The sequence below is a fragment of the Caballeronia sp. SEWSISQ10-4 2 genome (assembly GCF_030464885.1).
In the GTDB taxonomy this organism is placed as follows: domain Bacteria; phylum Pseudomonadota; class Gammaproteobacteria; order Burkholderiales; family Burkholderiaceae; genus Caballeronia.
This window is the reverse complement of record NZ_JALPRJ010000002.1, coordinates 165668-187992: the sequence shown is the minus strand read 5'-3', so window position 1 is coordinate 187992 and position 22325 is coordinate 165668. Positions and strand designations below refer to the sequence as shown.

The 22325-nt window shown below is 61.7% G+C and carries 24 protein-coding genes, 1 other RNA gene and 1 riboswitch; of the genes, 14 read left to right on the top strand and 11 right to left on the bottom strand.

The features are described 5' to 3' along the window. Positions 1–25 precede the first annotated feature (25 nt). Positions 26–1729, bottom strand: coding sequence for an autotransporter assembly complex family protein (locus M0D69_RS02520; RefSeq protein ID WP_301780547.1), 1704 nt, complete (start codon positions 1727–1729; stop codon positions 26–28). A 620-nt stretch (positions 1730–2349) separates the two neighbouring features. Between M0D69_RS02520 and M0D69_RS02515 the strand changes: the two genes are divergently transcribed. The 4 genes from M0D69_RS02515 to panD all read left to right on the top strand — a co-directional run bounded on the left by M0D69_RS02515 (position 2350) and on the right by panD (position 4774). Next, positions 2350–2538 (top strand): DUF3460 family protein, encoded by a 189-nt coding sequence (locus M0D69_RS02515; RefSeq protein ID WP_301780546.1) that lies wholly within the window; start codon positions 2350–2352, stop codon positions 2536–2538. A 122-nt stretch (positions 2539–2660) separates the two neighbouring features. Then, entirely contained in the window at positions 2661–3446 is a 786-nt protein-coding gene (locus tag M0D69_RS02510) for a ScpA family protein (protein WP_301780545.1), read from the top strand. A gap of 96 nt (positions 3447–3542) precedes the next feature. Further along, positions 3543–4376 (top strand): pantoate--beta-alanine ligase, encoded by an 834-nt coding sequence (panC, locus tag M0D69_RS02505; protein WP_301780500.1) that lies wholly within the window; start codon positions 3543–3545, stop codon positions 4374–4376. An 11-nt stretch (positions 4377–4387) separates the two neighbouring features. Further along, entirely contained in the window at positions 4388–4774 is a 387-nt protein-coding gene (gene panD, locus M0D69_RS02500) for an aspartate 1-decarboxylase (RefSeq protein WP_047896052.1), read from the top strand. A 91-nt stretch (positions 4775–4865) separates the two neighbouring features. On the opposite strand, the gene M0D69_RS02495 is transcribed toward panD, so the two are convergent. Further along, entirely contained in the window at positions 4866–5492 is a 627-nt protein-coding gene (locus M0D69_RS02495; protein WP_301780499.1) for a ParA family protein, read from the bottom strand. 163 nt (positions 5493–5655) lie between these two features. On the opposite strand from M0D69_RS02495, the gene M0D69_RS02490 reads away from it, so the two are divergent. Further along, the gene (locus tag M0D69_RS02490) at positions 5656–6075 is read left to right on the top strand and encodes a PaaI family thioesterase (protein ID WP_301780498.1); all 420 of its coding nucleotides are present in this window, start codon (positions 5656–5658) and stop codon (positions 6073–6075) included. A gap of 84 nt (positions 6076–6159) precedes the next feature. Here M0D69_RS02490 and M0D69_RS02485 read toward each other — a convergent pair whose 3' ends face one another. After that, positions 6160–7635: a cobyric acid synthase gene (locus tag M0D69_RS02485; RefSeq protein WP_301780544.1), complete on the bottom strand. Its 1476-nt coding sequence runs from the start codon at positions 7633–7635 to the stop codon at positions 6160–6162. Between the two features lie 66 nt (positions 7636–7701). Between M0D69_RS02485 and cobU the strand changes: the two genes are divergently transcribed. From cobU to M0D69_RS02465, 4 genes are all read left to right on the top strand, one after another. After that, positions 7702–8238, top strand: a complete 537-nt coding sequence (gene cobU, locus M0D69_RS02480; RefSeq protein ID WP_301780497.1) for a bifunctional adenosylcobinamide kinase/adenosylcobinamide-phosphate guanylyltransferase — start codon at positions 7702–7704, stop codon at positions 8236–8238. Position 8239: 1 nt separating this feature from the next. Then, on the top strand, positions 8240–9181 hold the full coding sequence (gene cbiB / locus M0D69_RS02475; RefSeq protein ID WP_301780496.1) for an adenosylcobinamide-phosphate synthase CbiB: 942 nt from the start codon (positions 8240–8242) through the stop codon (positions 9179–9181). Then, positions 9174–10181 (top strand): threonine-phosphate decarboxylase CobD, encoded by a 1008-nt coding sequence (gene cobD, locus M0D69_RS02470; RefSeq protein WP_301780495.1) that lies wholly within the window; start codon positions 9174–9176, stop codon positions 10179–10181. Before cbiB ends, cobD begins: the two co-directional genes overlap by 8 nt. A 66-nt stretch (positions 10182–10247) precedes the next feature. Next, on the top strand, positions 10248–11156 hold the full coding sequence (locus M0D69_RS02465; RefSeq protein ID WP_301780494.1) for a cobalamin-binding protein: 909 nt from the start codon (positions 10248–10250) through the stop codon (positions 11154–11156). Positions 11157–11158: 2 nt separating this feature from the next. Here M0D69_RS02465 and cobC read toward each other — a convergent pair whose 3' ends face one another. The 6 genes from cobC to M0D69_RS02435 are packed head-to-tail and all read right to left on the bottom strand — an operon-like array spanning position 11159 to position 17191. Further along, positions 11159–11731, bottom strand: a complete 573-nt coding sequence (cobC, locus tag M0D69_RS02460; protein WP_301780493.1) for an alpha-ribazole phosphatase — start codon at positions 11729–11731, stop codon at positions 11159–11161. Next, complete coding sequence (locus tag M0D69_RS02455) at positions 11716–12477, bottom strand: adenosylcobinamide-GDP ribazoletransferase (protein WP_301780492.1); 762 nt, start codon at positions 12475–12477, stop codon at positions 11716–11718. Before M0D69_RS02455 ends, cobC begins: the two co-directional genes overlap by 16 nt. 7 nt (positions 12478–12484) lie before the next feature. Then, a complete protein-coding gene (cobT, locus tag M0D69_RS02450) occupies positions 12485–13546 on the bottom strand; it encodes a nicotinate-nucleotide--dimethylbenzimidazole phosphoribosyltransferase (RefSeq protein WP_301780491.1) in 1062 nt (353 codons plus the stop codon). After that, a complete protein-coding gene (locus M0D69_RS02445) occupies positions 13543–14328 on the bottom strand; it encodes an ABC transporter ATP-binding protein (RefSeq protein WP_301780490.1) in 786 nt (261 codons plus the stop codon). Before M0D69_RS02445 ends, cobT begins: the two co-directional genes overlap by 4 nt. After that, on the bottom strand, positions 14325–15317 hold the full coding sequence (locus M0D69_RS02440) for an iron ABC transporter permease (protein ID WP_301780489.1): 993 nt from the start codon (positions 15315–15317) through the stop codon (positions 14325–14327). The genes M0D69_RS02445 and M0D69_RS02440 overlap by 4 nt, the downstream gene beginning before the upstream one ends. An 11-nt stretch (positions 15318–15328) precedes the next feature. Continuing rightward, positions 15329–17191 (bottom strand): TonB-dependent receptor, encoded by a 1863-nt coding sequence (locus M0D69_RS02435; RefSeq protein WP_301780488.1) that lies wholly within the window; start codon positions 17189–17191, stop codon positions 15329–15331. Positions 17192–17263: 72 nt separating this feature from the next. After that, positions 17264–17545, bottom strand: a riboswitch (cobalamin riboswitch). Between the two features lie 293 nt (positions 17546–17838). Here M0D69_RS02435 and M0D69_RS02430 point away from each other — a divergent pair. From M0D69_RS02430 to M0D69_RS02410, 5 genes are all read left to right on the top strand, one after another. After that, positions 17839–18222 (top strand): ATPase, encoded by a 384-nt coding sequence (locus M0D69_RS02430; protein ID WP_301780487.1) that lies wholly within the window; start codon positions 17839–17841, stop codon positions 18220–18222. Further along, entirely contained in the window at positions 18219–18533 is a 315-nt protein-coding gene (locus M0D69_RS02425; protein WP_047896038.1) for a cell division protein ZapA, read from the top strand. Before M0D69_RS02430 ends, M0D69_RS02425 begins: the two co-directional genes overlap by 4 nt. A 195-nt stretch (positions 18534–18728) precedes the next feature. Next, a non-coding RNA gene (ssrS, locus tag M0D69_RS02420) (6S RNA) lies at positions 18729–18910 on the top strand. 166 nt (positions 18911–19076) lie between these two features. Further along, entirely contained in the window at positions 19077–19535 is a 459-nt protein-coding gene (locus M0D69_RS02415) for an EVE domain-containing protein (RefSeq protein ID WP_301780486.1), read from the top strand. Positions 19536–19619: 84 nt separating this feature from the next. Continuing rightward, entirely contained in the window at positions 19620–20348 is a 729-nt protein-coding gene (locus M0D69_RS02410) for an SIMPL domain-containing protein (protein WP_301780485.1), read from the top strand. 79 nt (positions 20349–20427) lie between these two features. Here the strand turns inward: M0D69_RS02410 and lgt are convergent, their stop codons facing one another. Together lgt and M0D69_RS02400 are read right to left on the bottom strand one after the other, a co-directional pair. Continuing rightward, positions 20428–21333 carry a prolipoprotein diacylglyceryl transferase gene (gene lgt / locus M0D69_RS02405; protein WP_301780484.1) on the bottom strand — a complete coding sequence of 302 codons (906 nt, stop codon included), beginning with the start codon at positions 21331–21333 and terminating at the stop codon, positions 20428–20430. Between the two features lie 21 nt (positions 21334–21354). Beyond that, positions 21355–22302: a LysR family transcriptional regulator gene (locus M0D69_RS02400; RefSeq protein ID WP_301780483.1), complete on the bottom strand. Its 948-nt coding sequence runs from the start codon at positions 22300–22302 to the stop codon at positions 21355–21357. Between the last annotated feature and the right edge of the window lie 23 nt (positions 22303–22325).

Genomic DNA, 22325 nt, shown 5'->3' with positions numbered 1-22325 from the left:
TGAAGAAATAATCCAAACAAATTCATCAAAAAGCGATCCCGAGCGTCAGATACGGGCGGATGTCCCGGTTCTTGAAGCCATACGCAATATCCACGTTCACCGGTCCGACCGGACTGCGCCAGCGCACACCCATGCCCGCGCCCGGCTCGAACACGCGCTCTTTCCAGGTATCGGTGGCTGTGCCTATATCGAAGAACACGGCTCCACCCCAGTCGTGCGTGAACCAGTGCTGATATTCCGAGCTTCCGGTCATCAGGTATTTGGTCGGCAATACCGAGCCATCGACGTCATTACCGATACTCTGATAACCATAACCACGCACCGAATTCGCACCGCCCGCCCGGAACAGCAGCGACGCGGGAATCCCGTTCGAGCTGCCTGCCGTAAATACACCGCCGAATTCCGCGCGAAACACGAATAGGTCGCGCTTGCCCAGCGGCACGTATTGCAGCAGGTTCGTATAAACGCGGCCGAAGGTTTGATCGGTGAGCACCCCCTTCACCGCGACGTCGGCTTCCGCGCGAATCAGGTTGCCCGAGCGCGGAAACAGCGGATCGTCGACATTGCGGCGCACCCATTGCCACGACGGCACGAGCGCACGGCTGGTGGTCGGTGGCCCGGAGTTCTGCGTCAGCCGGTCGACATAGAGCAGCAGCGAGAACGTGGTGTCGATGTTCTGCAGCGAGCGCGAGCGCTGCACGCCGACACGCGCGCTGTAGATGCGCGTGTCGGACACGTTCGTATTCGTGTATGAGGCAAGCACGCTGTTCACCCAGGTGCGGCCATCCGGCGGCATCGCGAGTTGCACCTGACCGTATTGCTGGGTCTGGTCCAGGCGGCCGGATATTGTGAACGGATAAGCCCTGCCGAAGGTATCGAGATAGCTGTACGCGCCCTGGATGTGCGGACCCGTATCCGTCGCGTAACCCACGCCGTAACGCACGCTGTTGTACGGATACTCGCTGACCTTCAGGTGCATCGGCGTTTCGTCCGGCTTGGTGACGTCGTTGTCCGCGTCGATGGCGACCGAAGCGTAGTACGGCGTGTTCTGCAACTGGCGCTGCAATTCGTTCACGCGCGCGACATCGTAGATATCGCCGGGATGGATCCGGTCGACGTTACGAATGATCTGCTCGGGATAACGCCGCACGCCGCTGATGTCGAGCTTGCCGAACGTGAAGGTCGGGCCGCTATCGAAGGTCACCGACAAATCCGCGATGTGCGTCCGCGGATTCACGCGCGCCTTCGATTGCGAGATTTTCGCGCCGAGATAACGGCGCGACTGCAAGGCCTTGAGCGCGGCGTTCTTCGCGTCGTCCCAGGCGCTTTGCGAGAACGGGTCGCCCTCCCTGACCGAAAATGCGAAGCGCGCGGTATTTTCTTGCGCCGGATCTTCGGTCGTGATCGCGCCCTTGAAGGTCAGCGAAACGGAAGCGACCTTGGTCTGTGGACCCGGATCGACGCTGATGGTGACGGATTTTTTATCGCCTTCGTGTTTCACGTCAGTGCGCACGACCGGCGAGAAATAACCGTCGGTCGCGACGAGATCGCGGACTTCCTGCGGCGTGGCGGTGACCAGGAAGTCGAATTGTTCGTCGCTGATATCGTCACGTTTCTTGAAACGCGACAAATCGAGGTGGTCCTTGAGCAGCGACCGGACGCTGCGCGGCGCGTCGATATCCACGTCGTATTTTGCGTGCGCCGGCTGGGCAACCGCAAAGAGCGCCAGCGCATGGAGCGACCAGACGACACGGCGCACGAATGACCACGCACGGGAAGGCGCTTTCGACAACGCGATGGTCGACGGCTCCAGCCGCCGACCATCGGCTTGCCCGCGCTTGAAGCGCAGCGGATCAAACAGGCGCCCCGCCAAACGTGACCTCCAGGGTTGAATTGAGTGGGATTGCTTGGGTGTGCAGGATGGCCGTTGCGCAGTGTCGGGTAAACGCCGAGCGTCGATCCAGCAGGCGCTATTTCACCACACTGGCGCGGCCGGTTGTCCCAAAAAAGACCGGACTAGCCGATTGGGCAACGTTCGAAAGGATCGTCGCAGCGCTTTGGCAAACACCCTCCGAAAATGCCGGAGGTGCGCCTTGGACGGCTCTCCGCGATGCTTGTTCCGTACCTGATTCAATAATTGACAGAGTTTTACCTTGCCGCTCTCCGGGCGCGCTTTCCAGCCGATCCAGTAGACCGAATGGACGATGTCTCCGCTTTCCGGCGACCTTCCGGCGGGTTAACCGCTCCGCTGCCTGATGCTTGCGGTAAAATTGCGATGAATCACGGCGGCGTCTCGCTTGAGTCTCCGCCGCGCCCGTTTTCGAATCGCTCTGAGCCAACGGAAGTCGAATCATGTACCTGTCGGACATCACCCAGTTCATCAATCAGATGAAAGAGCAGAAACCGTCGCTCGAAGCAGAACAGCGCAAGGGCCGTGCGCTGCTGTGGGACAAGCAGCCTATCGACCTCGACGAGCGCTCGGAGCTCAAGACATCGCGGGTCGAACAAACGCCCTACGTCTACTACCAGAACTTCTGAACGTGAGTGCCGCCCGCGAGGCGCAGCAAGCTCCGGAGCGTTCGGGACATTCAGGACGCCCGGGCAAGGATGATCGCGCCGCAGCGCTTGCCGCGCCCGCGACCGACTCCACGCCGAACACCATCGACGGCGTAGCGTTCGCGCACCTGTACGGTGAGCCGCTCTGGAAGCTGCCGACGGACCTGTATATTCCGCCGGACGCCCTCGAGATCTTTCTCGAGGCGTTCGAAGGCCCGCTCGACTTGCTGCTGTACCTGATCCGCAAGCAGAATTTCAACGTCCTCGACATTCCGATGGCCGACGTCACGCGCCAGTACCTGGGCTACGTCGACCAGATTCGCGAATCCAACCTGGAACTCGCGGCGGAATACCTGTTGATGGCGGCCATGCTGATCGAGATCAAGTCGCGCATGCTGCTGCCGGTGAAAAAGGCGGATACCGGCGAAGAAGCTGAAGATCCGCGCGCCGAACTCGTGCGGCGCTTGCTGGAATACGAGCAGATGAAGCTCGCGGCACAGCGTCTGGATCACATTCCGCAACTCGGCCGGGACTTCCTGCGGGCGGAGGTATACGTCGAGCAAAGCTCGGCGCAACGCTTCCCCGACGTCGATGTGAACGACCTGCGCGCTGCCTGGGCCGACGTCATCAAGCGCGCGCGGCTGGTCGAGCATCACAAGATCTCGCGCGAGGAATTGTCGGTGCGGGAGCACATGAGCGTGATCCTGCGGCGCCTGCAGAACAACCGCTTCATGGAATTCGGCGATCTCTTCGACCCATCGCGCGGCGTGCCGGTCGTGGTGGTGAATTTCATCGCGATGCTCGAACTGTCGCGTGAAGCGCTGATTGAAATCACCCAGGCCGAGCCGTATGCGCCAGTCTACGTAAGACTCGCGTATTCGCCGGCTTAAGCGTGTAAGCGGCGTCCATGTGGCGTGGCGCCGTTCCCCTTTTCTTTCCCCTTGGAGCAGCGTTTTCAAAGCTGCCCGCCAGGAGACACCTGCTAGATGAAAGTCATCAGCTCGATCCATGAACTGCGCGACCAGTTGCGCGGCCAGAACCGAACCGCCTTTGTCCCGACCATGGGTAATCTGCACGAAGGCCACTTGTCGCTGATGCGGCTGGCGCGCCAGCATGGCGATCCGGTCGTCGCCAGTATTTTCGTGAACCGGCTGCAATTCGGACCGAACGAAGATTTCGACAAGTATCCGCGCACGCTGCAAGACGACATCGAGAAGCTCCAGGCCGAGAACGTCTACGTGCTGTTCGCGCCGACCGAAGCCGATCTGTATCCCGAACCGCAGCAATACCGGGTGCATCCGCCGACTAATCTGGGCGACATCCTGGAAGGCGAATTCCGGCCGGGTTTCTTTCAGGGCGTGTGCACGGTCGTGATGAAGCTGATGTCGTGCGTGCAGCCACGCGTCGCCGTCTTCGGGAAGAAGGATTACCAGCAACTGATGATCGTGCGGCAGATGTGCCATCAGTTCGCGCTGCCGACGGAGATCATCGCTGCTGAAACCGTGCGCGACGCCGACGGCCTGGCGCTCAGCTCGCGCAATCGCTTTTTGCAGGCCGCCGAGCGCGCCGAGGCGCCGGTGCTGGCGCAAACCCTGAATCGCGTACGCGACGCGGTGCTGGCGGGCAATCGCGACTTTGCATCGATAGAAAAAGAAGCCGTGGAATCGCTCGCGCAGCGCGGCTGGCAGCCGGATTACGTCGCAGTGAGAAAACGCGTGGACCTGCTGCCGCCCGGCCGCGCCGACACCGCCGCCCCGCTCGTGGTGCTGGCCGCAGCGAAGTTGGGCAGTACACGCTTGATCGATAACCTGGAAATTTGAGCGAGAAACGCATGCAGCGAACGCTTTTGAAATCGAAGATTCACCGCGCCACGGTCACGCATTGCGAATTGCACTACGAAGGCTCCTGCGCCATCGACGAGGATTTGCTGGAAGCCGCGAATCTGGTCGAAAACGAGCAAATCGACATCTGGAACGTGAACAACGGTGAGCGCCTCACGACCTACGCCATCAAGGGCGAGCGCGGCAGCGGCATGATTTCGCTGAATGGCTCGGCGGCTCGCCGGGCGCAACTGGGCGACCTGGTGATTATCGCGGCGTTCGCGCTCGTGGACGAGGCGGAGCTGAAGGCGGGCTGGAAGCCGGACCTCGTGTTCGTCGATGAAAAGAACCGCATCAAGGGAAATCGCGATCACGTACCGACGCAGAACTGGACCTGAATCAGGTTCCCCCTTACGCAAAAAAGACGCAAAAAAAAACGCCGGTTGGCTTTCGAAGCCAACCGGCGTTTTTCCTGTCTGAAAGGAGAGTCTAGCGCTTCGACACCCATTCAATAATGGGTTGCCACTGCTCGATATCCTTCTCCACCCGGCTTTTGGCCACATCCCAAATGGTCAGCCCGTGCGCGGCGGCCTGCACGTAGTTCTGCGTATCGCGGATATAACCGAGCACCGGCAGGTCAAGCCCCTCAACGAATCGATGCAGCTGATCCGCCGATTTCGTCCGCGCATCCACCCGCATTCCGACCACACCCACCTCGATAGTGCCCTTGCGGATCGCCTTCTCCTTCTGCAGCCGAGCGAGAAATTCCTGGGTGGCGAGAATGTCGAACATGGACGGCTGGAGCGGCACGATCACCTTGTCCGCCAGCTCCAGCGCAAGCGCGAGGCGTGTGCCGTGAATGCCCGCAGGGGTATCGACGACCGCCTTTTCGAGCCCTTTCGGCGGCTTGGTCGGTGCATCGACGTCCGTTTTCCACTCCTCGATCTTCGGCAGCGTGTCTGGCCGCAACTCGAGCCAGCCGTGCGAAGACTGCTGTTTATCCAGATCCGCGAGCGCGACCCATTCGCCGTTCGCCGCAAAATAGCCCGCCAGATTCGTGGACAGCGTGCTCTTGCCCACGCCGCCCTTCGGATTCGCCACCACGATCACCGTCATAGATTCAATCCACGCGTTCTCGGCCTCGCCCCACGCCCGGCCACCTGACCGTGCTGTAAGCGCTGCAATAAGTGAAAAGTTCGAGGCGTTGATACTATCGGATTTGCCTATTTCAATCCATGCGCGTCAACCACGCAGCTTAAACACCCAAGGACTCCGCAACATGGCAACACTGCGCCCCGACATCACTCTCGACTTTCTGCGCGAACGCCAGCGCGGCCGCCTGCCGGATCTGCTCGGTGTGGAACTGGTATCGCTGGAAAGCGGTACGCTCACCGGCAAACTGACCGTGCGGCCCGAACTCCTGGCGCCGAACGGCTTCCTGCACGCGGCGACCGTGATCGGCCTCGCCGATACCTGTTGCGGCTACGCCTGCATCGCCCATCTGCCCGAGGGTGCGAAGAATTTTACGACCGTCGAATTGAAGAGCAACCACATGGGCACGGCGCGCGAGGGTGTCATCACGGCGAAGGCGACAGCCGTGCATCTGGGGCGCAGCACGCATGTTTGGGACGCGATCGTGACGAACGGCGAGGGTAAAACCATCGCGTTGTTTCGATGCACGCAGATGATTTTGTATTGAGGCGGGGTTTGGGCGAGAAGGGCGGGTAAACCGGGCGCGGCACTTCTCCGCGCGCCGCGTAGCGAATTTCAGCTTCACCAGTTTTCAGGCAAACATCGCGCCCAGTGCGTCCAGATCCAGCGATTGCGCGAGTGTATCGGCGAGACGATCCAGCGACGCTTCCCGCAACACCGGGTAATCAAGCGCTTCGGCCTCGCGCAAACCCGCCCACTCGAGTAACGCCGTACAGGCTTCGGGCGTGTCGAAGATGCCGTGCAGATAGGTCGCGGCGATCTGGTTATCGGCAGAAATCGCGCCGTCCGGGCGCTCACCGTCGAGCATCACAGCGGGCCGGGCGAGCGCCGCGCCCGTCGTGCGGCCCATGTGGATCTCGTAACCGCGCACCGGCGCTGGATCACTGCTTAGCGTCAGCCGTCCGATCACGTTGTCGAGCAATTTGTCCGCGGTCAGCGTGGTATCGAGATCCAGCAGCCCGAGGCCGCTCACGCAACCGGCAGGCCCTTCGAACCCTTGCGGGTCATCGACGGTGTGACCGAGCATCTGCATGCCGCCGCAAATTCCCAGCACTTTGCCTCCGTATCGGAGATGCCGGTCGATCGCGCGATCCCAGCCGTTTTCGCGCAGCCACGCCAGATCGCGTTGCACGCTTTTTGACCCCGGCAACACGATCAGGTCGGCCGGTGGCGGCGCGGTCCCGGCGCGCACGTACGAGAAATCGACCTGGGGATGTGCGCGCAAAGCATCGAAATCCGTGTGATTGCTGATCCGCGGCAACGCCGGCACGATTACTTTTAATACTTCAGCGCCGCCGCCGCGCGTGTGCAACTGGCTTGGCAACATGTCCTCGGCGTCGAGCGTCAGACCGTGAAGATACGGCACCACGCCAAGCACGGGCTTGCCAGTCTGCGCCTCGAGCCAGTCGAGACCGGGCTGCAACAGGCTGATATCGCCACGAAAACGGTTGATCACGAAGCCCCGGATCCGCGCCCGTTCCGTCTCCGATAAACACGCGAGCGTCCCCAGCAAATGCGCGAACACCCCGCCGCGATCGATATCCGCCACCAGCACGACCGGGCAATCCACGCGCTCGGCGAACCCCATGTTGGCAATATCGCGATCTCGCAGGTTCACTTCGGCCGGACTTCCCGCCCCTTCCACGATGATCGCGTCAAAACGCTGCTGAAGCCGGGCGTACGAGGCGAGAACGGCATCGAAGGCAACGGTTTTGAACGCGTGATACGCGCGGGCATCGAGATTGGCGTGCGCGTGACCGTGGATGATCACCTGCGCGCCGCGATCGCTCGTCGGCTTGAGCAGCACGGGATTGAAGTCGATTTCAGCGTCCACACCCGCCGCGATCGCCTGCAGCGCCTGGGCGCGGCCGATCTCGCCGCCGTCCACCGTGACCGCGCTGTTTAACGCCATGTTCTGCGGCTTAAAGGGCGCGACCCGCATGCCGCCGCGCCGCGCGAGCCGGCAAAGGCCTGCCACCAACGTGCTCTTGCCGGCATCGGAAGTCGTGCCCTGGATCATCAGCGTGCCGCGCGGTGCAAATTGCATGGGTGTTTCGATGCTCATCGGTTCTCGAGAAGCCGCTATGGTAGCGCCCGCCGGTACAATATTGCGATGACTTCCCCCGACCTCACCTTCATTCTCGGCGGCGCGCGCTCGGGCAAAAGCGCGTTTGCCGAACGGCTAGCCGCCGACAGCGGTTGGCCCGTTACTTACGTGGCTACCGCTCGCATTGGGGACAGCGAGTTCGCTGCGCGCGTGGAGCAGCATCGTGAACGGCGGCCGGCGCATTGGGCGCTCGTCGAGGCGCCGCTCGATCTGGGCGGCGCGCTGCGTGAACTGGATCGCGAGGGTCACGTCGTGCTGATCGACTGTCTGACGCTGTGGCTCGCCAACCTGCTCTTCCCCGCCGATGACAGCACGCCCGACGGCGCGCCGCTGCAAGCCTTCAGCGCCTTCGACGCCGCGCTCGCCAAGGTACGGGGGAAAATCATCATCGTGAGCAACGAGATTGGACTCGGCGTGGTGCCGATGGGATCGGTGACGCGCCTTTACGTCGATGAACTCGGCCGGCTCAACCAGCGTGTCGCCGCCGCAAGCACGCATGTGACCATGATGGTCGCCGGCCTGCCGCTCGCACTCAAAGGCTGACATGCTGCTGCTCTCCTTCTACGTCACGGCGATGCTCGCCATTGCGGGCGTCGTGATCGACCTGATTTTCGGCGAACCCGCGACGCGCCATCCGCTGGTCGCGTTCGGGCGGCTTGCCACGCGTATCGAAGCAAAGATGAATACGGGGTTCCGGGCGCGGCCGGCGGGCATTCTCGCGTGGCTGCTGGCCGTCGTGCCGCCGGTTGCCGTGAGCTGGATTCTCGTCAGCGTGCTGCCGTTCGCCGCCGCCTGCGCCGTGCATGTCGCGCTGCTGTGGTTCTCGCTGGGCGCGAAAAGCCTGCGCGATCACATCGCGCCGATCGCTCGCGCACTCGGCCTCGGCGACCTCGCGGCGGCGCGCAAGCTGACGGCACGGATCGTATCGCGTGAAACCGCTCACGCCGATGAAGCCGCGCTTTCCCGTGCCGCCGTGGAATCCGCGCTGGAAAACGGCAATGACGCAATCTTCGGTGCGCTGTTCTGGTTCGTGATTGCGGGCGGACCGGGCGCGCTGATGTTCCGCCTCGCCAACACGCTCGACGCGATGTGGGGTTACCGGACGCCACGCTACTTGCGTTTCGGCTGGGCAGCAGCCCGTTTCGACGATGTCCTCAACTTCGTGCCCGCGCGGCTTACGGCAGCGAGTTACGCCCTGCTCGGCGACACCCGCACGGCGTGGCGCTGCTGGCACACGCAGGCGCCGCTGTGGGACAGCCCGAATGCGGGACCGGTGATGGCCGCGGGTGCAGGAAGCCTGAACGTGCTGCTCGGCGGACCGGCGATCTATAACGGCACGCTGGAAACACGGCCGGTGCTTGGTTTTGGCATGACGGCCTCACCACGTCATGTAGTGGCCGCGTTGCGGCTCGTCGAACGCACGACGCTGCTCTGGCTCGCGATCCTGCTGGTGCTCGCTTTCACGGGCGTGGGGCTTCATGGCTGAACCGATCCGGCATGGCGGGAATTTGCGCGAAGCCGCACGTCGATATGGGATCGCGCTGGGTGACTGGCTGGATTTATCGACGGGGATCAATCCACACGCGTATCCGGTGCCGCCTGTGCCCGTGGATGCGTGGCGTCGTCTGCCCGAAGACGCCGATGAGTTGGCAGAGCTTGCAGCGCGGCACTATGGAGCGCCGGCAGCGCTGCCGGTTGCCGGCAGTCAGGCTGCGATTCGTGCGCTGCCGGGTTTGTTGAGGCGCGGCGTCGCGGCGATTGCGCCATTGACGTATGGCGAATACGCGCCGGCATTTGAGCGCGCCGGGCATCGGATCGTCGCACTTGATGTTGCGTCGGCTGCTTTGGAGGATGGCGTCAATCATGTGATCATTGCGAATCCTAATAATCCCACGACTGAGCGCATCGGCCGTGATGTTCTGCTCGGCTGGCACGAGCAACTGGCAGCACGCGACGGAACGCTGATCGTCGATGAAGCCTTCGCCGATGCCTACGGCGACGGGCTCGGCTCACTGGCATCGGAGAGCAGACGCGAAGGTTTGGTCGTGCTGCGCTCGGTCGGCAAGTTCTTTGGCCTCGCGGGGATTCGCGCAGGTTTTGTGCTCGCAGCGGAACCGTTGCGCGATGCTTTGCGCGAGACGCTCGGCGCATGGACGGTAAGCGGCCCGGCACGTCATGCGGTGCAGGCGGCTTTGAGCGATTCTTCGTGGCAAGCCGAAGCACGCGCCACGCTCGCTCGGGATAGCGCAAGGCTGGCGACGCTGATCCGCAACCAAGGTTTCGATCCCTGTTCAACACCCTTGTTCGCATGGTTCGAAACGCAAAATGCAGCGGCGCTGCAGCACACGTTGGCGACACGCGGGATCTGGACCCGGCTGTTCGAGCATGGCGTGGTGCCGAGTTTGCGGATTGGGCTGACGGGATCGGAGGCTGAGTGGGCGAGGTTCGCGGAAGCGTTTGACGCGACTGTGAGGACGATCCGCTGACGGATCACAAAACTCGTTTCCTATACATTGCTCGCCCTGCTCGACGCATCCGAACTAACACTGCTCATGCCCCTCCGTCACTTCCTCGCGCTGACCTTCATCGTTGCGATTTTTTCATCGACGCAAGCTCGAGCCGAAGCCCTCACCGTCACCGACGACACCGGCGCCAGCGTTACTCTCGCCGTTCCCGCACAACGCATCGTGAGCCTCGCGCCGCACGTCACCGAACTCCTGTTCGCCGCGGGCGGCGGTGCGCGAATCGTCGGTGCGGTCAGCTACAGCGACTACCCGCCGCAGGCCACATCGATACCGCGCGTTGGAGATAACAAATCGCTCGACCTTGAGCGCATCGTCGCGATGAAGCCCGACCTGATCGTCGTGTGGCGGCATGGCAATGCGCTGCGGCAAATCGACCGGCTGCGCGAGCTGCACGTCCCGCTGTTTTTCAGCGAGCCGCGTCGGCTGGACGATATTCCCGTCACCATCGATAAGCTCGGCATCCTGCTCGGCACATCGGCTGAGGCGAATAAAGCGTCGAACGCGTTCCATCATGACATCACGAACCTGCGGGCGCGCTATGCAAACCAGCCGCCGATGAGTGTGTTTTATCAGGTCTGGGACGATCCGCTGATGACGCTCAACGGTACGCACATTGTTAGCGAAGTGATCGAGTTGTGCGGCGGACGCAACGTGTTTGCCGACTTGAAACCGCTCGTGCCGACAATCTCGACCGAAGCCGTGCTCGCGGCCGACCCCGAAGCTATCGTCACCGCGACGCCCGGTGCGACGAGTTCGGAGCATGCGTTGCCGTCGCTGGATAGGTGGCGCAAATGGCCTTCGATGAAAGCCGTCGCGCGCGGCAACCTGTTCGGTATCGATGGTGATCTGATCAACCGGCCGACACCGCGTCTGGCGTTGGGAGCAGCGGCGTTGTGTGAGGATCTGGAGGCGGCTAGAACGCGGCGTCCGAAGTAGATTCAAGCATTCCAGCGCACAAGCAGCCACTCGCCGCGCACGCGTTTCAGCCAGACGATCGCGCCGAAATCCAGCGGCCATTGGATCGCGTTTGCGCGCGCAACGCCAAGTAAGTGCGCCGTAAGTACACGCATGACTCCGGCATGCGTCACAACGTGAATCGGACCGTTGGTATCGGCGGTACAAACTGAATCGGCCCAACCCACCACTCGCGCGGCAAACTGCGCCACGCTCTCCCCGCCGTGCTCGCGAGCGTGCTCAAGATCTGCTGCCCAGGCATCGAGCATTGAGCGATCGATGCCGTCCCACGGCAGCCCTTCCCATGTGCCGAAATCGAGTTCCTGCAAACGCTCATCAGCGTGGATGGGACCGAGCGCTTCGGCCAATAATCGGCAGCGGCTCAACGGACTCGTGTACCAGACACCTTCAACCGCAGGCACCTCGAGCAGCCGCAAACGCTCGTTCAGCAGACGCGCCGAATCCGCTGCATCGGCGAGAAGCGAAACGTCGGTGCGGCCATAACAAATCCCGGCATCGATACCCACAGCCGGATGGCGAATCAGGACGAGATCCATCCGAGTCCGATCAAGTAGATAGCGAGTTCAAAAAGTTGCTGCGCGAAGCCGAGGCAATCGCCCGTATAACCGCCGATGCGCCTGACGAAATAGCGCCCGATGACAAACCGCAACGCACCAAGCGCCACGATCATCACGCAGCCCAGCCGCCAGTCGGGCCAGAAAAGCCACGGTAATCCAAACAGCGCAGCTAAAAGAAATGCGCTCGCGCTCATCTTCTGCGCGACCGGTTTTGCTTTGCCAACGGCCCGGACATAGTCGAGCGTGCAGAGATAGCTGATGGCAAACGTGCGGCTTGCCGCATGCGCCGCGACGATCATCCATGCAGTGCGCAGCGGCAGCATCGTGGCCAATGTCTGCCATTTCAACGCAAGCACGACGATCAGCGCAATCGCGCCGAACGCGCCGATCCGCGAGTCGTGCATGATGCGCAGCGCGTCCTCGCGGGTGTATGCGCCGCCGAAGGCATCGGTGCAATCGGCGAGACCGTCTTCATGGAATGCGCCGGTGACAAGAAGTGTTGCCGCCATCGATAACAACACAGCCACGCCGGCCGGAAACACCTGCAGCGCGGCGAGATAGACGAGCGCGCCGAGCCCGCCGACCAGCACGCCGATCAACGGAAAGTACCGCGCCGCCGCGTTCAGATAGTGCGCGTCGAAACCGACCCAACGCGGCACCGGCACGCGGGTGAAGTACCCGAGCGCGGTGAAAAAATATCGGAGTTCCTGCGATGGCCGGTTCATGACGAGATCACGGAGCCTTGTCGGAAACGCCAGCCGATTCGAAGCTCGCCATTTCATTGATGAACGCCACCGCCGCGCGCAACAACGGCAACGCGAGCGCAGCGCCTGTCCCTTCGCCGAGCCGCAATCCGAGTTGGAGCAACGGCGCGGCGCCAAGATGCTCAAGCATCCGCCGATGCCCCGTCTCATCGGATGCATGCGCGAACACGCAGTAATCGAGGACGGCCGGGTTAAGCGCGTGAGCCACAAGCAACGCGGACGTAACGATAAAACCGTCGACGAGAATCGTCATGCGCGCTTCAGCCGCCGCGAGAAACGCGCCCACGATCATCGCGATTTCGAAGCCGCCGAAGGTAGCCAGCGTATCCAGAGGATCCGCGGACGCAGCATGTTTCGCCAACGCCGCAGCAAGCACATCGCGCTTGTGGTTCAAACCGGCGTCGTCGAGTCCGGTGCCACGTCCGACGCATGCATCGATCTCAACGTCGCACATCCGGCTCATCAAACACGCCGCCGCCGATGTGTTCGCGATCCCCATCTCGCCGAACCCGATCACGTTGGTGCCGAGCGCCGCATGATGACGCACGCGCGCAGCGCCGCGCGCGATGGCCTGCAACACCTCGTCGTGCGTCATCGCCGGTTCGTGCGCGAAGTTGCGCGTGCCGCCGCGCCGGATCGCTGCATCGACAAACCCTGACGCCGCCGGCGACGCGTTCGCCACGCCGGCGTCCACCACTTCGAGCGTCATGCCCGCCGCCTTCGAAAACGCGTTGATCGCAGCCCCGCCCGCGATGAAATTCGCGACCATCTGCACCGTCACTTCTTGCGGAAACGGGCTCACGCCCTCGGCCGCAATGCCATGATCGCCGGCAAAAACGATGATCGCCGGACGTTCGATACGCGGTCGCAAAGTCCGCTGAATCAACCCGATCTGAAGCCCGAGCCCTTCGAGCCGGCCGAGACTGCCGGGCGGTTTTGTTTTCGTATCGATCACATGTTGCAGCTCGGACGTCATTGATCGATCGAGCGGTTCTGGACGGGGAAGTGTGTCGTGCATGGTGTTGGTCATGGTGAGGTTGAACGCATCACGGGCACGAGCGCCTCGTGACCGTCCTGTTGAATTAACGTAAGCGGGTAACCGAACGCGGCGCTGGCTCGCTCGGGCGTAAGGACGTCGCGAACCGGGCCTGCATGCGTGTGGCCGGCGCCATCGAGTAACAAAGCGTGCGTGGCGAAACGGCGGGCCAGGTTCAGATCGTGACACGAGAAAATCACGCTGCGTGGCTTCGATCCAATCCATTCACTCAACGCTTCAAGGCAATCGATCTGATGATGCAGATCGAGATGGGCAAGCGGTTCATCAAGCAACAACAATGGCGCGTCCTGGCACAAGGTCGCCGCCAGCGCCACGCGTTGACGTTCGCCGCCCGAGAGCGACAAGACATCGCGTGAAGCTAAGGCAGCGAGGCCTAACGTATCCAAAGCCGAATGCGCCGCCGTGCGATCCTCATCGCTTTCCCAGCCCCAGCCGCTCAGATGCGGAAAGCGGTTGAGCATGACGGTATCGAGAACCGTGGCGCTGAATGCATCGTGCGTGGCTTGCGGCATCAACGCGCGTCGGCGAGCGAGATCATTGGACCGCCATTCGCGAAGTGCCTTGCCATCTATCGAAATCGAACCCGACGCCACCTTCGATAACCCTGCCAGCGCCGCAATCAGCGTCGTCTTGCCCGCACCATTTGGCCCGGCGACGCACCACATTTCTCCGGGTGCGAACGTCTGTGTAAGATCCGCGATCAACACGCGATCCACTACGCGCAACGTTAGTTGACTAGCTTGAAGTCCATTCATGGCGCGCGCCTGAGGAGCATCCACAAGAACACCGGCACGCCGATCAGCGCGGTGATCACGCCCACGGGCAACTGCGCCGGCGCGATCACCGTGCGCGCGATCAGATCCGCTCCCATCACAGCCAGCCCACCGGCAAGCGCCGATGCAGGCAGCAGCATGCGCTGATCGTTACCGAACGCGAGCCGCAACACATGCGGTACCACGAGCCCGATAAAACCAATGGTCCCGGCCGTCGTCACCGCGGCGGCAGCCGCAAGCGATGCAACCAGATACACGCGCAATCTCAAGCGCACGACGGGCACACCAAGCGCTTCGGCCGCGACATCGCCACGCAGCAATATGTTGAGTTGCGGCGCGATCGGCACGATCGCGATCAACACAACGGCCAGCGCGATCAACGCGGTCCACGGCATCGCGACGCCGTTCAGATCGCCTGTCAGCCAGAACACCATGCCGCGCAAACTGTTCTCCGGCGCCACGGCCAACATCAGCGTGATCAACGCGCCCCACCCCGCCGCGATCACCGCGCCGGTGAGCAGCAATCTCGGCGATGCGTCCTGCGGTTCGCCACGCCACAACTCGCGCCGGGCAAGGCCGAGCACGAGCAATATCGATAAGAACGCACCAGCGAACGCAGCAGCATCGACGCTCCACCACGACAGGGAAAACAGCATCGCGGCGAGCGCAAACGCCGCCGCGCCGCCCGATACGCCGAGTACGTACGGTTCCGCCAGCGGATTACGCAGCAAGACCTGGAGCAGCGCACCTGCCATGCCAAGCAATGCACCGCAAGCGAAGCCGCCAAGCGCGCGCGGCAAGCGCAGGCTGAGCACGATTTCATCGATCACGTCCGTCGACTGCGACACGAGCGCGTGGATCACCCGCAGCGGCGACACGGCAATACTCCCCAGCGCCAGCGACGCCACGAACACCACGAGCGCGGCCAGGCCAAGCACCGTCCAGACCGTGGAAGCGCGCCGCGCGTTCATGCGTTTAACGTTCACTGCTGCCAGCCGAGCGTGATATAGGCACCGCGACGCGGCGTGTTGTACGAGTACGCAAGCTGATAGTCCTTGTTGAACAAATTGTCGATGCGCGCGCCGATGTACCACGACTTCGTGATGTCATAACGCGCCGATAGATTCACCAAACCGTACCCGCCGAGCGTGGAATCGAAGTCCTCGCGCGCCCCGCTTGTGATCCACTCGCCGCCAACACGCCAGCCGCCGATCGAACGATTCACGGCAAGCGTCGCAAAGCGGCGGGCGCGGCGCGTCAAATCCTGCTGATCGGTTTCATCGATGGGATTCTGGAACGTGAACGACGCGCGCACGTCGGTTCGTCCCACCTGTCCCGCCCATGATCCTTCCAGCCCCTGCACCTTCGCGCGCCCCACATTCTGCGCGATGAAAAACCCGTTGGCGTCCGAGACATAGTCGATCAGGTTCGTATAACGCGTCTGGAACACCGTCAGCCGCACGATGCCCACCGCGCTCGACGCGTACTGCAATGCCGCTTCCACTGAATGACTGCGCTCGGGCTGGATCGACGGATTGCCGCTGAACGGATAGTACAGATCGTCGAAGCTTGGCGCGCGGAATGCATCGGAATAACTCAGCGTGGCTTTCCAGTTCGCATCGAAATGGTAGCCGTAGCCGAGATAGTAGCTATTGGCGCCGCCGAAGTCGGAGTACTGGTCATGGCGTACGTTGGCCTGGAACTGACTCGCGCCGAACGTGCCGACATAACCCGCAAAGCCCGAATTCACATGCCGGCCGGGCGCCGTAACCTGATCGGAATCGAGCGTCTGGTCGAGATGTTCATAGCCGAACAACAGCCTGTGATCAGGCGTCAGCGCGATGTCGTTCTGCCACGTGTATTGCCGGTTCTCCGAGTTGAACTTGCTGTTATAAACGCCGTTCAACTCGGTATCGGCACGATCCTGCCCCTGCGCCACAATGAAATGCGTGGTCCAGTTATCGGTGATCTTGCCGTTCGCAAAAACCGACGTCGAGCGCACGCGATTGTGCGACTCATTCTGATCGGTCGGCAGGCCGTAGTTGTTATCGAAACTATTGATACCGTTCGATTGCAGGAAGCGCACGCCGGCATCCCATTTGTCGGTGAACTGATGGCGCAGCGTGGCCGCCACGCTCTCGTTGAGATAACCGTTCGCGTTGGGATTCACATTCGACGACGTGGCGGGATCGATGGATGAGAAGCCATCAGTTTTCTCCCGCGATACCGTCACGTTGAACGTGGTGCGGCCGTCTTTGTCGAGCGCGCCGTTCGCGCCGAGCTGCTGGCGCTGCGTGTGATAGCTGCCGGCTTCGGTCTCGAAGTTGAAGCGCGGCGGGTGATCGCCGCCGTCCTTGGTGAAGATCTGCACCACGCCGCCAACCGCATTCGATCCATACAGCGCCGACACATTGCCGTTCACCACCTCCACATGATCGATCTGGTCGAGCATCAGTTGCGAGAGTTGCGCCGCACCAAGTCCTGCCGATTCGACCCGCACGCCGTCGATCAGCACGAGCGACTGAGCTGACGATGCACCGCGCAACATCAATCCCGCCGGCGACCCCGGACCGCCGTTGCGCGTGATTTGCACGCCGGGTGCCAGCGCGAGCAGGCCGGCGATGTCAGTCGCGTTCGAATCGGCGATATCCTGCCGATCGAAAAGCGTGGTTTGCGCGATGGAATCGGCGAGTTTCTGCGGGACACGTGCCGTCGTCACAACGACGGGCGAGAGCTGCACAGGTTCGGTGGACGCGTCTGTCGCGACCGGAGAAGATTGCGCGAGCGCGACGACAGGCAAGCCGCCGAATAGCAGCAGCACTGCGCGGGCAATAGGTGAAACCATGGCAGGAGAAGGTCCGGTTGGAGCATGCGCGACCCGCTCCCCGCAGGTCCATGCGTGACGAACGCCGCCGCGAGGCGACACTCTCCCCGAGGCCGGTATCCGGGCTGGCGACGCATCGGCCCGCCTTCCCGCGCGAGAAGCGCAGTGGCATGACCGCGTGCTGCCGTACGCCATTTCGAGTGGTGAAATGGGCTGGGCAATACGCGTTGGGACCGACTTGCAACTTGCGTTGTAGTCGCTTACCGTTGCGGGGGCAGCGCAGGTTGGCTCGTCCGGGCGGACTCCGCTCCCTGCTTCCCGTTTAACTGCGCGCACTGGCAGGCGCGCGCGAGCACCAAGGTGGCGGGAGTTTAAGAGCGGCACAATAGCCCGTCAAGAAAGCGGGACAATGCAGGCATGCGGACTGTTCGCGCAGGGGTTCGAACATTCGATTCACCCTTGTTTTAAGGGGGTTTGCGTGATAATCCGAAGACCGCTCGCACGCCTGAATGAATGAGAGAATAAATCCCTGTAACGCGTTTCCTTCTACGAATAAAGGCCCTCGCCAATGATTTGAAGACCGACTGCTGTTACGTCTGGAAACGAACCAATTTTCTGAAGCGCCTGAGAAGCGCGCTAAAATGCGAGGTCTTAAGAGGACGCAGCACATGCTCAACGAACTCGAATCACTGTCACAGAATATCGGCCGGCTGATCAAGATCAGCGAACGCCACCATCAAGCTCACAACGCGCTGGCCCTGCAACTCGAACAGTTGCGCGCCGAATATGCCAACACGCAGGGCGAGCTTGCGGCCGTGCGCGAAGAACGCGACGCACTGGTGGCGGAGCGCGATTCGCTGTCGGCGAAAATCGACGACGCGCAAATTCGCCTCAACGCGATTCTCGAAAAATTGCCGCGTGCGAAAGCTGCGCCAGAACCGGATAACCAGCTTGCCCTTTTGCCTCCCGATGGCGGCATCGAACCGGATACCGCCGAATCGGCGCACGGTGCGTTGCATGAAGAATCACACCATCACGGAGAAAAGGCATGACGACGAAGCAGATCGAGGTATCCATTCTCGGCGCACCGTATCGGCTAGCGTGTTCGCCAGAAACCGAAGACGCGCTGCGTGAAGCGGTGGCGCGCGTGGACGCGGAAATGTCAAAGGTGCGCAATGCGAGCAGCGTGCGCGGCACGGATCGGATTGCGGTAATGGCGGCGTTGTCGCTGGCCTCCGAATTGCTTAAGCTGCAGAACAGCGTGCGTCACGGCGAAGCGTTTCCGGCGGAAGAAATTCGCCGCACCATGCATCAGATGAACGAACAACTTGGCGTCGTGATTTCACAATACGAAGCGCAGTAGTTGCAGCGGTAGCGGTCGGAATTCGCTTTTATTGCTTGACGATTCCGCTGATACCTGAATGTTATTTTGTTGCCTGGATGAGTGCATGAGTGGTTACATAAGCCCGTGTTTTACGGGCTTTTTGCAATTTCATCAGTCACCATAAACTTTTCCCGGATCATTGCTGCATCGTCTCAACGATTGGTGTAAAGTGACTGCTCCCTGCCTGGTTTGCCAAGGTCATATATTCCTTGAACCAATGCCTATGTGCACGGTTGTGGGACCTTGTAGCACTGGCGAGCGCGTCACTCTGTCTGATGAGCCCAAGGTGCTGCTTACTGCGACCAATCTTGAACCCAGGTTCAGGATGCCGGCCTAGCGGCTTGGGCGGGGACCCTTTTCAGCAGCATGCGTGTTGTTCTGCGCAAGCTTGCAAGCAGTTGATTTGAATTGGCTAGATTTGACTAACGGCGTCGGAAATTTTCCGATGCCGTTTTCTTTTGCATCGTGAATCCTGCATCGTGCATGCTCTTTTGCACTGCATATTCTCTATGGGCGACATTCATGCGCTACTGGCTGATGAAGTCGGAACCGAACGAAGCGAGCATCGACCATCTCGCTCACGCTCCGAAAAAAACTCTACCCTGGACCGGCGTGCGTAATTACCAGGCGCGCAACTTCATGCGTGACGGCATGCAGATTGGCGACGGCGTGCTGTTCTATCATTCGAGCTGTCCGCAACCGGGCATCGCGGGTATTGCGAAGGTATCGTCGGCGGTTTATCCCGATCCCACTCAATTCGATTCCGCCAGCCACTACTACGATCCGAAGTCATCGCCGGAAAAGCCGCGCTGGCTGCTCGTGGACGTCCATTTCGTGAAGAAGACGCCGCTCATTCCACTTGCCACGCTGCGCGATCATGCAGAGCTTGCCGACATGCAAGTGCTCGCGAGAGGCAATCGGCTGTCGATCACGCCGGTGACCGAAGCGCAATGGCGCTTTATCACCGAACACCTTCTGTAACCTTGTTGAAGGGAACTTCGCGTGCATGAGAAGCGCCTAAGCTTCGCGTCACATGACGTGCACTCATGCTTACGGAGTTACACGATGAGAAAGAAAAACACCACTTCGACACTCGCGGCCATTGCCCTGCTGGCAGGCGCCGCCATGGCACAGGGCGCGTTTGCGCAAAGCGTCGTTACGCAGGCTCAGCCCTCGGGCGTGTTGTCGCTGGCGGCGCAGGCCAGCGAAGACGTGCCGCAGGACGTGGTCGACATCACGCTGTTCTATGAGCAGGAAGCGAAAGATCCGGCCTCGTTGACGACGGTGCTCAATCAGCGCGCCGAGACAGCGCTGCGCCAGGCCAAGGGCGTCGAGAACGTCACGGCGCATAGCGGCTCGTTCACCGTGTATCCATCGACGGATCGGGATGGACGCATTTCCGCATGGCGTGGCCGAACGGAGGTCGTGCTGGAGTCGAAGGACTTCACGGCAGCATCCAAGCTCGCAGGCAAGATGAGCGATTCAATGCAGGTTGGCAGCGTGACGTTCTCGCTGTCGCCGGAAGCGCAGCGTGCCGCCGAGCAGAAACTGTCGACGCAGGCTATCGCTTCGTTCAAGCAGCAGGCGCAGAATTCGGCGCAGGCGTTCGGCTATAGCGGTTATGCCATTCGTGAAGTGAACATCGGGCATAACGGGTCGTCGCCGCGGCCGGTCATGATGATGGCCGCGCGCAGCATGAGCGCGGATGCAAAGATGTCGGCGCCCATGGCGCTGGAAGCGGGCACCTCGACGGTGACGGTAAACGTGTCGGGTTCCGTGCAGATGAACCGCTAGGCGCTTGAGTCTTGCCATGCAAAAAAGCCTCGCTTTCCGCGAGGCTTTTTCATTGGTTCTGCAAAAGCAGATTCACCGTTCAGGAAACCTTCGCGGGCTCCGAAGGCACTGCCCGGCCACGTCGATACGACCAGATGAGCAAGCCAATTCCGACAATGATCATGGGCAGCGAAAGCCATTGGCCCATCGACAGATTCATCGCCAGCAGGCCGAGATAGTCATCGGGTTCACGTGCGAATTCAACCGTGAAGCGCGCAAGGCCATAACCAATCAGGAACACCGCCGAGATGGCGCCCACCGGCCGCTGCTTGCGCGACATCAGCCACATCACGATAAACAGCGCCAAACCCTCCAGCGCGATCTCATACAACTGCGACGGATGACGAGGCAGCATCTGGTAACGCTCGAAGATCTCCGTCAAATTCCATTGCGCAGCCTGTTGCGGATGGGTCCGCAGCCAGATGGCGTCGTCGGCGGATGTGTTCTGGAAGAGCATGGCCCACGGCGCTTTCGGGTCCGTCACGCGGCCCCATAACTCACCATTGATAAAGTTGCCAAAGCGTCCGGCTGCGAGCCCGAGCGGAACCAGCGGCGCGACAAAATCAGTCACTTGCAGCCAGGTCCGCTTGCGTTGCCATGCGAACAGGATCATCGCGGTCGTCACGCCGAGCATGCCGCCGTGGAACGACATGCCGCCTTCCCAGACCTTGAAGATATCGAGTGGATTCGCGAGGTAATAACTCGACTTGTAGAACACCACATACCCAAGCCGGCCGCCCAGGATCGTACCGAGCACGCCGTAGAACAGGATGTCGTCGATATCTTTCGTCGTCCATCCTTGCGCCGCGACGTAAGGCAAGCGCAGCCGCAAGCGGCCGATAACAATGCACTGGACGAACGCCACCAGATACATGAGGCCATACCAGCGCACAGCGAGCGGACCGAGATGAAGCGCGATGGGATCGAAATTGGGGTGAATGAGCATGTTTCTATTTACGTGTTGGGGTCACTGCAACGCGGGCACGGCAGCCGCATGAGCGCGCACTATATCGATAAAACCGGCGAGCACCGGGCTGACCTCCGCCGCACGCCACACAAGTCCGGTCTCGACGACCGGCCCGGATTCGAGCAACGGACGATACACCACTCCGGTTCTGCGCAGATGTCGCAGCGACTGCGGCACGAGCGCGACACCCATGCCGGCCGATACAAGACTGACGATGGTCTGCATCTGGATGGCTTCCTGCCCGACACGCGGCATCAGCCCGGCCGCGCCGTAGCAACCCATAATCATGTCATAGAAACCGGGCGCGAGACGCCGTGGAAAGACGACGAGCGGGGCATCGGCGAGTTGGTGAAGGCTGACGGGCGTCTCCGACCACTCTTCAGCGCCCTGCCCCAGCTCAGCCGCAGCCTCGCTGGACATGGCGATGACCAGCGGCTCGCGCGCGATCGGCAGATACGAGAGCGCCACGGCATGACGCGGCGGCAGCGGCGGAATGACGAGGCCGGCATCAATGCGCCCCGCCACCAGTTCCTCCACCTGCACGTCGCTGGTCGCTTCCACGAGCTGCAGCCGCACGCCGGGATACCGCGTGCCGAAATCGCGCAGCAGCAAGGGCAGCAGGCCGTAGTCGGCGGTGGAGACGAACGCCAGCGACAACACGCCCGCCTCGCCCCGCGCGAGCGATTGCGCGAGCGGACGCAGGCCGTCGGCGCCCGCGAGCAGCCGCCGCACCTCCGGCAGCAAATCCTTCCCCACGGGCGTCAATTCGACGGAGCGCTTCGTGCGCACGAACAGCGCCACGCCGAGCATCTCCTCCAGCGCCCGGATGGCCTGCGACAAGGGCGGCTGCGTCATGGCGAGCCGCGCCGCGGCCCGTCCAAAGTGCATTTCCTCGGCAACCGTCACAAAATAACGCAACAATCTGAGTTCGATGTTCCGCGCTTCCACTGATATTTTCCACGACCTAATAG

What these genes read in the sequence shown, in the direction of transcription:
- panC (WP_301780500.1), top strand. Translation starts at nt 3,543, where the DNA reads ATGAAAGTCATCAGCTCGATCCATGAACTGCGCGACCAGTTGCGCGGC.
- panD (WP_047896052.1), top strand. Translation starts at nt 4,388, where the DNA reads ATGCAGCGAACGCTTTTGAAATCGAAGATTCACCGCGCCACGGTCACG.
- M0D69_RS02495 (WP_301780499.1), bottom strand. Translation starts at nt 5,492, where the DNA reads ATGACGGTGATCGTGGTGGCGAATCCGAAGGGCGGCGTGGGCAAGAGC.
- M0D69_RS02490 (WP_301780498.1), top strand. Translation starts at nt 5,656, where the DNA reads ATGGCAACACTGCGCCCCGACATCACTCTCGACTTTCTGCGCGAACGC.
- M0D69_RS02485 (WP_301780544.1), bottom strand. Translation starts at nt 7,635, where the DNA reads ATGCAATTTGCACCGCGCGGCACGCTGATGATCCAGGGCACGACTTCC.
- cobU (WP_301780497.1), top strand. Translation starts at nt 7,702, where the DNA reads ATGACTTCCCCCGACCTCACCTTCATTCTCGGCGGCGCGCGCTCGGGC.
- cbiB (WP_301780496.1), top strand. Translation starts at nt 8,240, where the DNA reads ATGCTGCTGCTCTCCTTCTACGTCACGGCGATGCTCGCCATTGCGGGC.
- cobD (WP_301780495.1), top strand. Translation starts at nt 9,174, where the DNA reads ATGGCTGAACCGATCCGGCATGGCGGGAATTTGCGCGAAGCCGCACGT.
- M0D69_RS02465 (WP_301780494.1), top strand. Translation starts at nt 10,248, where the DNA reads ATGCCCCTCCGTCACTTCCTCGCGCTGACCTTCATCGTTGCGATTTTT.
- cobC (WP_301780493.1), bottom strand. Translation starts at nt 11,731, where the DNA reads ATGGATCTCGTCCTGATTCGCCATCCGGCTGTGGGTATCGATGCCGGG.
- M0D69_RS02455 (WP_301780492.1), bottom strand. Translation starts at nt 12,477, where the DNA reads ATGAACCGGCCATCGCAGGAACTCCGATATTTTTTCACCGCGCTCGGG.
- cobT (WP_301780491.1), bottom strand. Translation starts at nt 13,546, where the DNA reads ATGACCAACACCATGCACGACACACTTCCCCGTCCAGAACCGCTCGAT.
- M0D69_RS02445 (WP_301780490.1), bottom strand. Translation starts at nt 14,328, where the DNA reads ATGAATGGACTTCAAGCTAGTCAACTAACGTTGCGCGTAGTGGATCGC.
- M0D69_RS02440 (WP_301780489.1), bottom strand. Translation starts at nt 15,317, where the DNA reads ATGAACGCGCGGCGCGCTTCCACGGTCTGGACGGTGCTTGGCCTGGCC.
- M0D69_RS02435 (WP_301780488.1), bottom strand. Translation starts at nt 17,191, where the DNA reads ATGGTTTCACCTATTGCCCGCGCAGTGCTGCTGCTATTCGGCGGCTTG.
- M0D69_RS02430 (WP_301780487.1), top strand. Translation starts at nt 17,839, where the DNA reads ATGCTCAACGAACTCGAATCACTGTCACAGAATATCGGCCGGCTGATC.
- M0D69_RS02425 (WP_047896038.1), top strand. Translation starts at nt 18,219, where the DNA reads ATGACGACGAAGCAGATCGAGGTATCCATTCTCGGCGCACCGTATCGG.
- M0D69_RS02415 (WP_301780486.1), top strand. Translation starts at nt 19,077, where the DNA reads ATGCGCTACTGGCTGATGAAGTCGGAACCGAACGAAGCGAGCATCGAC.
- M0D69_RS02410 (WP_301780485.1), top strand. Translation starts at nt 19,620, where the DNA reads ATGAGAAAGAAAAACACCACTTCGACACTCGCGGCCATTGCCCTGCTG.
- lgt (WP_301780484.1), bottom strand. Translation starts at nt 21,333, where the DNA reads ATGCTCATTCACCCCAATTTCGATCCCATCGCGCTTCATCTCGGTCCG.